The sequence below is a fragment of the Anderseniella sp. Alg231-50 genome (genome assembly GCF_900149695.1).
In the GTDB taxonomy this organism is placed as follows: Bacteria; Pseudomonadota; Alphaproteobacteria; order Rhizobiales; family Aestuariivirgaceae; genus Anderseniella.
Window position 1 is genome coordinate 200,230 of sequence record NZ_LT703007.1, and the last position, 13,976, is coordinate 214,205.

At 57.9% G+C, this 13,976-nt stretch carries 10 protein-coding genes; 6 read left to right on the forward strand and 4 right to left on the reverse strand.

Annotated features, from left to right (window positions below):
* Nucleotides 1–3 precede the first annotated feature (3 nt).
* Nucleotides 4–870 carry a LysR family transcriptional regulator gene (locus DHN55_RS20945; protein WP_108883501.1) on the reverse strand — a complete coding sequence of 289 codons (867 nt, stop codon included), beginning with the start codon at nt 868–870 and terminating at the stop codon, nt 4–6.
* A gap of 117 nt (nt 871–987) precedes the next feature.
* Between DHN55_RS20945 and glyA the strand changes: the two genes are divergently transcribed.
* Entirely contained in the window at nt 988–2,310 is a 1,323-nt protein-coding gene (gene glyA / locus DHN55_RS20950; RefSeq protein ID WP_108883644.1) for a beta-eliminating lyase-related protein, read from the forward strand.
* Between the two features lie 136 nt (nt 2,311–2,446).
* On the opposite strand, the gene DHN55_RS20955 is transcribed toward glyA, so the two are convergent.
* Genes DHN55_RS20955 through DHN55_RS20965 form a run of 3 tightly spaced genes read right to left on the reverse strand, consistent with a single transcriptional unit; the run spans nt 2,447 to nt 6,690 of the window.
* Nucleotides 2,447–3,067, reverse strand: a complete 621-nt coding sequence (locus DHN55_RS20955; RefSeq protein ID WP_108883502.1) for a hypothetical protein — start codon at nt 3,065–3,067, stop codon at nt 2,447–2,449.
* Nucleotides 3,068–3,084: 17 nt separating this feature from the next.
* On the reverse strand, nt 3,085–5,475 hold the full coding sequence (locus DHN55_RS20960) for a 1-deoxy-D-xylulose-5-phosphate synthase N-terminal domain-containing protein (protein WP_108883503.1): 2,391 nt from the start codon (nt 5,473–5,475) through the stop codon (nt 3,085–3,087).
* Nucleotides 5,476–5,484: 9 nt separating this feature from the next.
* The gene (locus tag DHN55_RS20965; RefSeq protein ID WP_108883645.1) at nt 5,485–6,690 is read right to left on the reverse strand and encodes a methionine gamma-lyase; all 1,206 of its coding nucleotides are present in this window, start codon (nt 6,688–6,690) and stop codon (nt 5,485–5,487) included.
* A gap of 116 nt (nt 6,691–6,806) precedes the next feature.
* On the opposite strand from DHN55_RS20965, the gene DHN55_RS20970 reads away from it, so the two are divergent.
* The 5 genes from DHN55_RS20970 (at nt 6,807) to DHN55_RS20990 (ending at nt 13,974) form a co-directional block, all read left to right on the forward strand.
* Nucleotides 6,807–7,265, forward strand: a complete 459-nt coding sequence (locus DHN55_RS20970; RefSeq protein WP_108883646.1) for an Lrp/AsnC ligand binding domain-containing protein — start codon at nt 6,807–6,809, stop codon at nt 7,263–7,265.
* A 928-nt stretch (nt 7,266–8,193) separates the two neighbouring features.
* Nucleotides 8,194–11,943 (forward strand): vitamin B12-dependent ribonucleotide reductase, encoded by a 3,750-nt coding sequence (locus DHN55_RS20975; protein ID WP_108883504.1) that lies wholly within the window; start codon nt 8,194–8,196, stop codon nt 11,941–11,943.
* Between the two features lie 196 nt (nt 11,944–12,139).
* A complete protein-coding gene (locus DHN55_RS20980) occupies nt 12,140–12,409 on the forward strand; it encodes an HNH endonuclease domain-containing protein (RefSeq protein ID WP_337660631.1) in 270 nt (89 codons plus the stop codon).
* A gap of 159 nt (nt 12,410–12,568) precedes the next feature.
* A complete protein-coding gene (locus tag DHN55_RS20985; protein ID WP_108883506.1) occupies nt 12,569–13,336 on the forward strand; it encodes an ImmA/IrrE family metallo-endopeptidase in 768 nt (255 codons plus the stop codon).
* A 239-nt stretch (nt 13,337–13,575) separates the two neighbouring features.
* Nucleotides 13,576–13,974: an SgcJ/EcaC family oxidoreductase gene (locus tag DHN55_RS20990; RefSeq protein ID WP_108883507.1), complete on the forward strand. Its 399-nt coding sequence runs from the start codon at nt 13,576–13,578 to the stop codon at nt 13,972–13,974.
* Nucleotides 13,975–13,976: the final 2 nt, after the last annotated feature.

Here is a 13,976-nt window from a genome sequence, read left to right on the forward strand (position 1 = left end):
GAGTTACCGGTTTTGCTGCAGCCACCGCATAACCCGGTATGCCGCACCGCCTGGCTTGAGAGGCCTTTGCGACCACAGCCTGAGCGAAGTGTTCAGCTCAACCCTGAGATCAAAGGGCGCCACCAGTTCACCGCTTGCCAGATGCGATGCGACCAGCGCCTCGTGTCCCATCAGCACACCGGCACCGTTGACCGTCTCCTCAACCGCCAGCGTATAGAGTGAAAACACCGGGCCACGGGGTGTAAAATCCGAACCGGCAGTGCGAAACCAGATTGCCCAGTCGTCGATCCAGGTTGAGTCAGACAGGCAGGAAACCTGCGCAAGGTCGGCCGGTGATCCAAGCTTTTCAGCCAACGCCGGCGAGCAGACCGGAAATATGACATCCCGGGCCAGAGTTCCCTTGGCGTCATCGCCGTAAAACAGGCTCAGCTCGTAAGGCGTGCGCTTGAGGTTGGGCGGAACTTCCATTGCCGTGATGGAGATTGATATATCCGGTGCTGCGGCACGCAAGGCCGGCAGGCGCGGCGACAACCACAATTGCGCCAGCGACGGCAAGGCGGCGATATGCACAGCACTTGGCGCCGCTTCGTTGCGCAGGGTCTGAACCGCGAGCCCGAGCCCGTCGAACGCCTCGGTGAACCCCGGCAGCACCGCCTGGCCCAGGGCGTTCAGCTGGACACCTCGCGGTGTACGTTCAAACAACACCGCGCCCAGTTCTGCCTCCAGCGACTTGATGTGCGCGGTGATGGCACCCGGTGTCACGCCCAGTTCCTGCGATGCCGCCGCAAATCCGCCCAGCCGGGCAGCAGCTTCAAAGGCCCTGAGCGCAGTCAGCGGAATGTCTTTGGGTCGTGGTGGTGCAACAGCCATTTTAGCCTCAATTTTTCTAACCCTAATATTTCGCAAAACTGATTTGCCTGCAAGCCCGTCCGCTGCTCTTGTGGGAAGATGATCGCGACACTACTTCTGCCCGCCAAGGAGACAGCCATGACATCCATCTCACCAAGACCCTGGGTTCCGACCCACTGCGAGACCGTGGTACAGCGCATCGCCGACGAGACGGCGCGGGCCTCCAGCGCGCAGATAGATACCCGGCTTGAGCAACTGGTTGAAGACAACAAGACCATCCATGAGCGTGATTGCTTCAATCTCAACCCGGCCACCAATGTCATGAACCCACGCGCCGAAGCCATGCTGTCGGCCGGCCTTGGATCACGTCCGTCGCTGGGATACCCGGGCGACAAGTATGAGATGGGGCTGGAAGCCATTGAAGAGATCGAAGTCATCACTGCTGAATTGTGTGCAGAAATTTTCGCGGCAAAGTATGCGGAAATCCGCGTGGCATCGGGTGCCATGGCCAACCTGTACGGCTTTATGGCACTGACCAGACCCGGCGATGCGGTGATCGTGCCGCCGGCATCAATCGGCGGTCATGTAACCCATCACGAGGCCGGATGTGCAGGCCTTTACGGCCTCGATATCCATCGTGCTCCGATCAGGGACGATGGTTACACCATCGATGTGGACGAGTTACGGGAACTTGCCCGCAAGGTTCGCCCCAGGCTGATCACAATCGGCGGCAGCCTCAACCTGTCGCCGCATCCCGTGGCTGAGGTGCGCGCGATCGCCGATGAGGTAGATGCCCGCGTGTTGTTCGATGCGGCACACCAATGCGGCATCATAGCGGGTCAGGCGTGGCCCAATCCCCTGGCGCAAGGTGCGCATATGATGACCATGAGCACCTATAAGAGCCTCGGCGGACCTGCCGGCGGGCTGATTGTCAGCAATGACGCCGAAATCGCGGAGCGGCTCGACCACATCGCATTTCCCGGCATGACTGCCAATTTCGACGCGGCAAAATCTGCAGCACTTGCCATCACCATGCTGGACTGGCGTGAGCATGGAAAAGCCTATGGCGCCGCCATGGTCGAGCTGGCAAAAACCCTGGCGTCAACGCTCGCCGCTCACGACATGCCGGTTCACGGCGAGGCATTCGGCTACACGCAGTCGCACCAGTTTGCCATCGAAGCCGCCCGCTTTGGCGGTGGCCAGGCTGCATCGAAAAAGCTGCGCAAGGCAGGATTTCTGGCCTGCGGTATCGGCCTGCCGGGAACCGAAGTCGCCGGAGACATGAACGGCCTGCGCATCGGCACGCCGGAACTCGTGCGCTGGGGCGTGACGCCGGATCACGCAGAGAAACTGGCCGGGCTGATTACACGTGCGCTGGGCACAAACGATCCAGCGTCGCTGGCCAGCGAGGTGACGGCCTTCCGGCAGCAGTTCGACCAATTGCAATTTGTCAGGAACTGAACAGCCGGTGCCGCAATCCTGCCGGATCAGATCTTATCTTTCGTCAGGCTCAGGTGAAAAATTTGTCATTACAACCTCCCGTGTTCTACAAGCACGATGAGAGTAACAACTGTTTGACACACCGGCAACTGGCATACTATTGCGGCGGCAGTCCGCGCTGCTGCAGAACCTGCCGGATGAGATCTTCGGCGGATGCCGGGTTGTCGAAACAGCCTGAAATATTGCGGATGCGGCTGGCGATGCTGATCTCGGGGAACCCGATCTTTGCCATGTCGGCGCGCAACGCGGCAGTCACCTTGTCGAACGCCGGCTTGCCGAAGCCTTCTTCATCGCGCAGACGGCGGATGGAAACGCAATCACTGATGGCTTCATTCATGAGATGTTCGGGACCATTGCGCGGCGGATGCGGCCGATCGACATCGCCGGTCTGGTGGTGAGCACATTCATGCCGGTCGATGAACTGCTGGAACTCACGCGGTGCCGACGCGAAATTGGACCTGAGTACGACAGGTTTTCCGTTGCCATCCCTGATCGCCATGCCGGCTGCCAGGCCGGGACGGCCCCGGTCCGTCGTGTTGAACTGAACCTGCTCACCCTTGTTGTTGATACAGGCAGGAACCCTTGCGAGATCAGCAGCAGCGGCTTCATTGTCCCCCTGCGCTACTGCACCGCCGCCAAACATTGCCATGACCAGCACTGTTGCGGTCACAGCAACCGTGCCTGTGCGGCTACGTTTCTCGGCAACACCGCCTGCCATACTGTGCCGCAAACCTGTCATTGGTCGGTGAACAGCAGGGCCGGAATTTCCGAGCTTCCCTCTGTCAGACCGGTCGCGGCGTGCACGATGGCGTTGGCATCAATGCCGAAATGATCGTACAGATCGGCAATACTGCCGGTCTGGCCGAAGTGCTCCACGCCGAGCGGGATTGTCCGGTGCCCGACCACGCCGCCCAGCCAGGCAAGCGTCGCCGGATGACCGTCAATGACGGTGACAATCGAGCAGTTGCCCGGCAGCGGCGACAACAATGCCTCGATGTGACTGCGCGCCCGGGCATTGCCGCGCCGGCGATCACGTTGCGCGGCTGTCCAACCGGCATTCAGTCTATCTGCCGACGTAACGGCCAGAACGCCGACGTCGCGCCGGACCTCGGCAATACGTGCCGCCGCCGCAATGGCCTGCGGTGCAACGCAGCCCTGATAGGCAATGACCACTTCGCAGTTCGGACCCGGCTCGCGCAGCCAGTAAGCCCCGTCAATGGTGCCCTGCCGGAAGTCGTCATTGGCACGGGTACCGGGCTGTTCAATCGGATTGGTGCTCAGGCGCAGATACACCGAGCCGCCGGTTTCGTCGCGCAGCCAGGTTCGTTCGTCACGGTCGCCTTCGCCATCCTTCTGCATGTAGTCGAATGCCCACTGCATGATGACCGCCAGTTCATCGACGAAGGCAGGCTCGAACGCCGCCAGCCCGTCCTGGCTCATACCGATCAGTGGTGAACCGACAGACTGATGGGCCCCGCCTTCAGGCGCCAGCGTGACGCCGGACGGGGTGCCGACGATCATGAAACGGGCATCCTGATAGCAGGCATAGTTCAGCGCATCGAGACCGCGGGCGACAAACGGGTCGTACACAGTGCCGACCGGCAGCAGGCGCTTGCCGAACAAGGAATGCGACAGGCCGGCAGCGCCGAGCAGCAGGAAGAGGTTCATTTCGGCAATGCCGAGCTCGATATGCTGGCCTTCCGGCGTGAACTCCCATTTCGCCGTGGACGGGATTTTCTCGCTGATGAAGGTGTCGGCCTGTTCGGTGCGGGCAAACAGCTTGCGCCGGTTGACCCAGGGGCCCAGGTTGGTGGTGCCGGTGACATCCGGTGACGTGGTGACGATGCGCTCGGCCAGCACACTGTCACCCTTCGACAGGTCATCGAGCACCTTGCCGAAACCCATCTGGGTAGAAATTTCACGTTCGCTGGAGGGTTCGATATCCGGCACCGGTATTGCCGGCTCGCTGAACCGGCGCACGCCTTTGGAAAAGAACGCCGTCTGGTCCAGAAATGCCTGCAGCGCATTGGCATCACTGACTGTTGCGAACCGGTCCCATTCCTCGCCCTCGGCCACGCCCATGTGCTGTTGCCACGCCGCCATCTGGGTCTTGTTCATCAGCCCGCCATGATTGTCCTTGTGGCCGGCAATGGGGGTGCCCCATCCCTTTACGGTATAGGCGAGGAAACAGACCGGCCGGTCATGGTCGACGGCAGCGAATGCCTCGGCCATAGTCGCCACGCAATTGCCGCCGAGGTTTTCCATCAGTTCGGCCAGTTGGTCATCCGACCTTGCATCGATCAGCGCCGTCACATCGCCCTGGTCGCCAAGATCATCCATGAGGCGCTTGCGCCAGACTGATCCGCCCATGAATGTCAGGGCTGAATAAAGCTGGTTCGGACAGGCATCGATCCAGGCTTGCAGCTTGTCGCCGCCGCGTTCTTCGAAAGCAGCGCGCTGCAGATGGCCGTATTTGACGCGCACCACATCCCAGCCGAATGTATCGAATATCTTTTCCACCTGTTGCCAGAGGCCTTCGCGCACCACGCCGTCCAGCGACTGGCGGTTATAATCGATGACCCACCAGGTGTTGCGCAGGTCGTTCTTCCAGCCTTCCTGCAAGGCTTCATAAATGTTGCCCTCGTCCAGTTCGGCGTCCCCGACCAGCGCCACCATCCTGCCGAGCGGCACTCCCTGCCCCCAGGCCTTGGCGGTGATGTAGTCCTGCACCAGCGAAGCAAATGAGGTTATCGCGACGCCAAGGCCCACCGACCCGGTCGAAAAGTCGACATCGTCGATATCCTTGGTGCGTGACGGATAGGACTGGACCCCGCCGTACCCTCTAAAATTCTCCATCTTCTCACGCGTCTGGTTACCCATCAGATATTGAATGGCATGAAAGATCGGCGAGGCATGCGGTTTCACAGCCACCCGGTCCTCGGGCCTGAGTGCGGAGAAATACAGCGCGGTCATGATCGACACCATCGAGGCGGACGATGCCTGATGGCCGCCGACCTTGATACCGTCAGCCTTGGGCCGGATGTGGTTGGCGTTGTGGATCATCCAGTGCGACAGCCACAAAAGCCGTTGCTCAATGGTCTTCAGATGGGTTTGTGTTTCGGTCATGAACCTGGTCTATGCAGCTTTCAAATTGGTGGCCCCCGGCAAGGCCTGCTCGAGATCTGCCAGTATATCGTCGACACCCTCAAGCCCGATCGACAGGCGGACAAGGCCATCGCTGATACCATGCACCATTCGTTCTTCCGCTGTATAGGTGGAATGCGTCATGCTGGCGGGGTGCTGGATCAGGGTTTCCGTGTCACCCAGCGACACAGCGCGCCCGATCATCTCAAGGCGGTTCATCAGGGTGCGCCCGGCGTCAAGGCCGCCTTCAAGTTCAAAGGCAATCATGCCGCCAAAGCCGGACATCTGCCGGCAGGCCAGTTCATGCTGGTCAAATCCGGGCAAGCCGGGATAGCAGACCTTTGTGACGGCTGGATTTTCATCCAGCATGCGAGCAACAGTCATGGCACTCTGGCAATGCCGGTCCATGCGCAATTCCAGGGTCTTGATGCCGCGCAGTATCAACATGGCATTGAACGGCGCCATGACGGCGCCGGTCATGTCCTTCATCCCGAACATGCGGATTTCGGCGATCATCTCCGCACTTCCAACGACAAGTCCTGCAACCACGTCGCCATGTCCACCGAGATACTTTGTGGCCGAATGCACCACCAGATCAGCGCCCAGCGTGACAGGACGGGTCAGGTACGGTGTGGCATAGGTATTGTCGACCACGACCACCGCGCCTTGCGTGTGCGCAATCTCCGATACACGTTTAATATCAACCAGCCGCATGTTGGGATTGGCCGGGGTCTCGAAGTACACCACCTTGGTCCTGTCGCTGATTGCGCCGACCAGGTTGTCCGGCTCTGTCAGATCCACATGCGTAATCACGACGCCGAACTTACCCAGCCCGTGCTGCAGATAGGAGAATGTGCAGCCATACAGCGTCTTGTCGACAATGATCTCATCGCCCGGGGCAACCAGGGTCCACAAGGTGGACGAGATGGCTCCCATGCCGGAAGCCAGCGCCAGGCCTGCCTCGGCCTCTTCCAGGTCGGCAATCCGCCGCTCCAGCAGGTCAAGCGTGGGGTTTGATATGCGCGAGTAGATGTGACCCTGCCTGTCTCCGCTGAACATTTCTCCGCCAGCTTCGGCGGTTTCGAATGCGAAGGTCGACGTGAGATGCACTGGCGGTGTCAGGGCACCTTCGTGGTCAGCCGGTTCATAGCCATGGTGAATTGCCCGCGTTGAAAAGCTCCTGGATGATGATTTCATGACAGCCTCCGATGTTTGTACTCGGTCCAGCATATGTGAGGTTGGCAGGCTAAATATTGCTATTTATGCCAATATTACTGTATTTATTGGAATTATATGCCAACATGGAATTCGATATGGACCCCAAAGACCGTCAGATCATACGCGCGCTGCAGCGCAATGGCCGCATGACCAACCAGGACCTGGCAGCCGAAGTGAATTTGTCTCCGTCGCCCTGCCTCAGAAGACTGAAGAACCTTGAGGCCAGCGGCGCCATTCGCGGCTACAGCGTGAGCGTGGACGCCAGGGCCTACGGCCTTCCGGTAAACGTGTTTGTACGTGTCAGCCTGGAAAGGCATACCGAAGATGTGGTGCAGCATTTCGAAAGCCGGGTCAGGGCCATCGATGAAGTATTGGAATGCTATGTGATGACCGGCGTTTCGGATTATCTTCTGCGCGTCGTGGTGGCAGACCTCGATGACTATGAGAAATTCGTCCGCAAACGGCTGCATCCCATTGGCGGCATTGGATCAATTGACACCAGCTTCGCCTACGGAACCGTCAAGAAAACCGATGTCTTTCCGGCAATTGACTGACCCTACCTGCACTGCCTCGCAGTAAAGGTGTGCTGAAACAACTGCCCGGAACGCTACTTTTTCCCCTGACGATAGGACATGGTCGCCAGCACGATCCCGAACGATACAAAGGCAACTATGACCATGGCGAGATACAATTGCTCATAGGTTGTCATGACTTCATCTCCGTTGTTCAGATACCTGATCCGATGGAGAGTGTGTCGCCGGTGATGAAAATGCGTGTTGATCCAGATCAATCCAGCGAGACCGTTGAGCGCTCCGATTCCCGGCCACTCGCCTGATTCTCGCGATTATCACCATCACCACAACTTAAACGTGTATTTTTAACTTCCAAAGCAACCCTGGGTGCTTTGGCGTTAACCTGTCGTTAACCAAAAACTTCACCGGTTTGAAATGTGACCGGCACTATATCTCGTGGTGTCAGCGCGGTGTTCAGAACCATGACGGTCGCGTGACGTCAGATATCTATGGATAGTTACTGCCGCAATGCCGCGGAATCGTTGAGGTTCGGGGGCGAATCGTGGCTATCTCCGGTTATCCACAGAACCTGTCAAGGCTGTGGATACTATATGTTGTGTTAGGGTTTCGTTAACACACTAGGTATTGACGAGAGCCCGCAATCGGCACTACATTCATGTGCATGGGAACGGGGCATGGGACGGCTCGGAGTTAGGGCCATCCCCAAGGTAATTTTAGTTACCGAACTCCAAGGTCTAACGATGGATAAAGCGGAGTAATACCGCACTATCCAAACGGGGAAGCTGTGACTTGTGCGTACGGGCTGGGAAGCCAGGTACGCGTGAAGGTAAAGCTTTGCTGCGAAGTCTTGTCTGTAGGGGGGCGTAAGAACAATGGGATCGCTGAAAAGCGCTTGAAAACAACAACTTGATCAATTGAAAGCAGATAGGCTGCTTTGAAGGGGAATACAATGCGGGTAGAACGGCGCTTTACAGCCGAAGGTAAAGGTCCATATGCAGGTGTGGAGTTTCGCAAGGCGACCAGCGAAATCAAGAACCCTGACGGGTCTATCGTGTTTCAGCTCAAGGACATCGAAGTCCCCAAGGCCTGGAGCCAGGTTGCCTCCGACATCATCGCACAGAAATACTTCCGCAAGGCCGGTGTACCCGCACGGCTGAAAAAGGTTGAGGAAAATTCCGTCCCGTCATGGCTGTGGCGCTCCGTGGAAGACACAGATGCGCTGGCAGAGTTGCCTGAAGACGAACGCTATTCTTCTGAAATGTCTGCACAGCAGGTGTTCAACCGGCTGGCCGGCACGTGGACCTACTGGGGCTGGAAAGGCGGTTACTTCGATGCCGAAGAAGATGCGCTGGCGTTTTACGAAGAGATGGTCAACATGCTGGCGACCCAGCGTTGTGCACCAAACAGCCCGCAATGGTTCAACACCGGCCTGCACTGGGCCTATGGTATCGACGGTCCCGGCCAGGGCCACCACTATGTCGACTTTGAAACCGGCAAGCTGACCAAGTCCACTTCGTCTTATGAACACCCGCAGCCACATGCCTGCTTCATCCAGTCGATCTCCGACGACCTGGTCAATGAAGGCGGCATCATGGACCTGTGGGTGCGCGAAGCCCGCCTGTTCAAATACGGCTCCGGTACCGGATCCAACTTCTCCTTCATCCGCGGCGAGAACGAGCCCCTGTCAGGCGGCGGCAAATCCTCCGGCCTGATGAGCTTCCTGAAGATCGGCGATCGCGCTGCCGGCGCCATCAAGTCCGGTGGCACGACGCGCCGCGCCGCCAAGATGGTGGTGGTGGATGTCGATCATCCCGACATCGAGGCCTATATCGACTGGAAGGTGAAGGAAGAAGAAAAGGTTGCGGCACTGGTAACCGGCTCCAAGGTCACCCAGCAGCACCTGAAGATCATCATGAAGGCGTGCGTCAACTGCGACGGCCCTGGCGATGACTGCTACAATCCAGCCAAGAACCCTGCCCTGAAGCGCGCCATCAAGGATGCGCGCAAGTCACATGTGCCTGACAGCTACATCAAGCGCGTCCTGCAGTTTGCGGCACAGGGCTTCAAGGAAATCGAATTCGACACCTATGACACCGACTGGGACGGCGAGGCCTACCGCACGGTATCCGGCCAGAATTCCAACAACTCGGTCCGCGTGACCGACGAGTTCCTGCGGGCCGTTGAAAACGGTTCTTCCTGGGACCTGAAATGGCGCCTGCAAGACGGGGTCGCCAAGACAATCGATGCCGGCGACCTGTGGGGCAAGATCGGCAATGCGGCGTGGGCCTGTGCCGACCCGGGTATCCAGTTCCACACCACCATCAATGACTGGCACACCTGCCCGGCCTCCGGCGACATCCGCGCATCAAACCCATGTTCGGAATACATGTTCCTGGATGACACTGCCTGTAACCTGGCGTCGCTGAACCTGTTGACCTTCCTCGACAAGTCCAACTCGAAGTTCGACATCGAAGGCTTTGAGCACGGTGTCCGCCTGTGGACCATGGTGCTGGAAATCTCCGTCCTGATGGCACAGTTCCCGTCCAAGGAAATCGCCAAAAGGTCCTACGAGTACCGCACGCTGGGCCTCGGCTTCGCCAATATCGGCGGCATGCTGATGACGTCCGGCATCTCCTATGACTCAGATGAAGGCCGCGCCATCTGTGGCGCCATCTCGGCCATCATGACCGGTGTGTCCTACGCAACGTCTGCCGAAATGGCCGGCGAGCTTGGCCCCTTCCCCGGCTACAAGAAAAACGCAAAGGCCATGCTGCGGGTCATGAAGAACCATCAGCTTGCCGCGCGCGGATCTTCTCAAGGCTATGAGAAGCTGGCGGTGAACCCGGTGCCACTTGACCATGCAAACTGTGCCGACAAGGACCTGGTGGCACACGCTGTTGCCGCCTGGGACCGGGCCGTGAAGCTCGGCGCCAAGAACGGCTACCGCAATGCGCAGGCCACGGTGATCGCCCCGACCGGCACCATCGGGCTGGTCATGGATTGCGATACTACAGGTATCGAGCCTGACTTTGCCCTGGTGAAGTTCAAGAAGCTGGCCGGCGGCGGTTACTTCAAGATCATCAACCGCGCCGTGCCTGCAGCCCTGCACACGCTGGGCTACAGCGAAGGCCAGATCGAAGGCATCATCAAATATGCCGTCGGCAACGGTACGCTGTCAGGTGCTCCCGCCATCAACCATGAAACGCTGAAAGCCAAGGGCTTCACGTCCAAGGAACTGCAGATCGTGGAAGATGGCCTGGCATCGGCGTTCGATATCAAGTTCGTGTTCAACAAGTGGACGCTGGGCGAAGAATTCTGCACCAAGACACTCGGCATCTCCGCCGAACAGCTTGACGATTTCAACTTCTGCGTGTTGAGCCACCTCGGTTTTGCCAAGGCGGACATCGAGGCAGCCAATGTCTTCGTCTGCGGTGCCATGACGCTGGAAGGCGCACCGGAACTGCAGGACGAGCACCTGCCCGTCTTCGACTGCGCCAATCCGTGCGGCCGTCTCGGCAAGCGCTACCTGTCGGTGGACAGCCACATCCGCATGATGGCGGCAGCACAGCCGTTCATCTCGGGTGCCATCTCGAAGACCATCAACATGCCGAACGAGGCAACCGTTGAGGACTGCCAGGCGGCCTACATGCTGTCGTGGAAGCTGGCCCTGAAGGCCAATGCGCTGTACCGCGACGGATCCAAGCTCAGCCAGCCGCTCAATGCAGCACTGATCGAGGATGAGGACGAAGACGCCGATGACATGATCGATCAGGTCGCCGCCATGCCGCAGACACAGCGGGTGGAAAAGGTCGTCGAGAAGGTCATCGAAAAGGTGCTGGCGCGCGAGCGCGAAAAACTGCCGCAGCGGCGCAAGGGCTATACCCAGAAGGCCATTGTCGGCGGGCACAAGGTCTACCTGCGCACCGGAGAATATGACGACGGCAAGCTTGGCGAGATCTTCATCGACATGCACAAGGAAGGTGCCGCCTTCCGCGCCATGATGAACAACTTCGCCATCGCGGTGTCGCTCGGCCTGCAATATGGCGTGCCGTTGGAAGAGTATGTCGAGGCGTTCACCTTCACCCGCTTTGAGCCTGCGGGTCAGGTCCAGGGCAACGAGGCGATCAAGAACGCCACGTCGATCCTCGACTATGTGTTCCGCGAACTGGCCGTGTCCTATCTGAGCCGCAACGACCTGGCCCATGTCGAGCCAGCCGATATTCGCTTCGATGCCATGGGCAAGGGCGAAGACGAAGGCAAGCCCGGCGCGGCGCCGTGCCCTCCAGGCGGCATGCCGGCCATGGCGGTGGCATCATCGGGCTACACACGGCAGAAGTTGTCGGACAATGTGTTCATGATGCCGAACAGCCTGACGTCGGCAGCCATAACCAATCCGGTTGCCGCCAGCCAGTCGCGTATTGAAGCGGCCTATGTGGCAGACGGCGCGGCTGCTCTTGATGTGGCTGTCGAGATGGCGGTTGAAGCCAGCCTGCAGCCGGCAATAGAGACCGAGGAAAGCGTGGCCCCGCTGGACATCGATTCAGACGGCCAGGTGAAAACCGAAGCCGAACGCCGGGTCGAGGCGCGCATGAAGGGATATGAAGGCGACAGCTGCGGCGAATGCGGCAACTTCACCCTGCTCCGCAACGGCACCTGCATGAAGTGCGATACCTGCGGGAGTACGAGTGGCTGCAGCTAAACAAATGTCGGAGGGTGGGGCTTGTGCCCCACCTGTTATCAAACTTGACAGGCCAATACTCCGGTGTTGGCCATCAGCACGAGGAGAACAAAAAGTGATCATTTTTTAGGAAGAAGAAAGGGCACCGCGCTACTCGTAATAGCACGATGCCCCACATGCTTAGCCCCCAAAATTGACATACCAAGGACCTCACAAAATGAGTTTACTACAAATGTTCGAGTCGGACAGCCGCAAGGTTGCCGCATGGCAAAAAGCTACAATTGTCCCCGGTTTTGACGCTTCTAGAATTAGGCGCGACAGGTTCGGCAATTACATCAGCTGGTTCGACTATGGATTGAAAACTACCTACGGTTGGGAAATAGACCACGTCTGGCCCAGTTCACTCGGCGGCAGCGACGCCAACGGCAACCTCGCTGCGACCCATTGGCAAGCCAATAGAATAAAATCCAATAGATTTATTGGATAACCCAACTGATGGCGGGGCAACTGCTCCGCCATATTGGTTGCTGCAAAGCTTAAAATATCGTCCACAATATTGCGACTCAGTCGCAAACTAGGATATCCTAAAAAGTCAATCAATTCAATTCGCTGACATTGCTCAAATACTGCGAGTTAGGCACAAATTATGAAATCAATCAGCACAATTTCAAGAGTCGCAAATCTAGTGCGAATTAGGTTGTTTTGCTCTGATTCGTTTCCTTTACCAATCGAAATATTGCTACATCGCATTAATGATATCGTACGCGGGGCGAAAATTATCGTCAAAACAGACAATACAATGCCTCATGACGAAGCTTATGCTGATTGCGAAGAAAAGATCATCTATCTCCGTAAGACAGTGGTCGACCAGCTTAGATCGAATAACCCGAGAGCGAGATGGACCTTAGCCCATGAGCTTGCTCACTTAGTGCTTTCTCATCGAGGCACATTATCACGGGCAGTCACCAATTTGCGCGGCAGTCAGTCAACAGTGCGAGTTTACGAACGAGAAGCAAACATATTTGCGGAGCACTTTTTGGCCCCTGATATGATGGTAGAGACTTGTGCGGATGCTGGAGAACTTTCAAAAAAGACCGGGATGTCCCTTTCCGCGGCACAAATCCGGTTCAACGAATTTCAAGCCTTAAAACGTCAGGAGAAGGGCGAACTACGTGATCTGCCTGGATCGGCAAAAGCGTATCTGAAGAAGCAGATCGACAAGGGTTACAAACCGCGCCATGTCTCTGTCGACTCGATCAACGTACATTCACTTGGATCTGAGAAAGCCGCGATCGCACAAGGATATCTCGCGGAACCTTGCCCCCAATGCGGCGATAGAAAACTAGTTAGGCGATCCGGACGGATATTCTGCGAGTGTGGCTGGCCACCGGATGGTGACTTTGCGACAGATTGACTCGGAAAATGCCGTGGTTCCTGAGGGCATCATCGTTATGCCAGCAAAGGCTGGCATCCATTTCCGTAACGACGCGTGTCCAAATTGCTGCCTATGGACCCCAGCCTTCGCTGGGGTGACAATTTGAATGGATTGCTGGCGAACTCCTCTTTCCAAACCGGCCTGTATTTCCCTATGCTCAACACTCGATATGAGCGCTCGGCAGCAAATCCCTCACACCATCAGGAAACACCCGACACATGGCCCCTTCCCCGAAATCCGTTCATGACATGGCGGCAAAATATGCTGCTGCCTGGAGTTCCCAGTCACCGGAAGGCGTCGCGTCGTATTATGCGCCCGACGGCAAGATTGCCATCAATGGCGGCGATGAGATCGCGGGCCGGGCAGCGGTCGCGGAAATGGCGGCCGGGTTTTACGAGGAGTTTCCAGACCTGATCGTGCATCTGGATGATATTCGTGCTGCCGGCAACCAGGCGATTTTCGTCTGGACCCTGGAAGGCACCCATTCAGGTACCGGCAACCGGGTCAAGGTACAGGGCTGGGAAGAATGGACCCTGAGCGATGATTGCCTGGTGGCAATGTCGCTGGGCCGGTTTGATGCAGTGGAATATGACCGCCAGATCGCCGAAGGCATCTGACG

Excerpts from the sequence above, each read along its gene's own strand:
- DHN55_RS20960 (WP_108883503.1), bottom strand. The coding sequence starts at position 5,475 with ATGACCGAAACACAAACCCATCTGAAGACCATTGAGCAACGGCTTTTG.
- DHN55_RS20945 (WP_108883501.1), bottom strand. The coding sequence starts at position 870 with ATGGCTGTTGCACCACCACGACCCAAAGACATTCCGCTGACTGCGCTC.
- DHN55_RS20965 (WP_108883645.1), bottom strand. The coding sequence starts at position 6,690 with ATGAAATCATCATCCAGGAGCTTTTCAACGCGGGCAATTCACCATGGC.
- glyA (WP_108883644.1), top strand. The coding sequence starts at position 988 with ATGACATCCATCTCACCAAGACCCTGGGTTCCGACCCACTGCGAGACC.
- DHN55_RS20975 (WP_108883504.1), top strand. The coding sequence starts at position 8,194 with ATGCGGGTAGAACGGCGCTTTACAGCCGAAGGTAAAGGTCCATATGCA.
- DHN55_RS20955 (WP_108883502.1), bottom strand. The coding sequence starts at position 3,067 with ATGGCAGGCGGTGTTGCCGAGAAACGTAGCCGCACAGGCACGGTTGCT.
- DHN55_RS20970 (WP_108883646.1), top strand. The coding sequence starts at position 6,807 with ATGGACCCCAAAGACCGTCAGATCATACGCGCGCTGCAGCGCAATGGC.
- DHN55_RS20980 (WP_337660631.1), top strand. The coding sequence starts at position 12,140 with ATGAGTTTACTACAAATGTTCGAGTCGGACAGCCGCAAGGTTGCCGCA.
- DHN55_RS20990 (WP_108883507.1), top strand. The coding sequence starts at position 13,576 with ATGGCCCCTTCCCCGAAATCCGTTCATGACATGGCGGCAAAATATGCT.
- DHN55_RS20985 (WP_108883506.1), top strand. The coding sequence starts at position 12,569 with ATGAAATCAATCAGCACAATTTCAAGAGTCGCAAATCTAGTGCGAATT.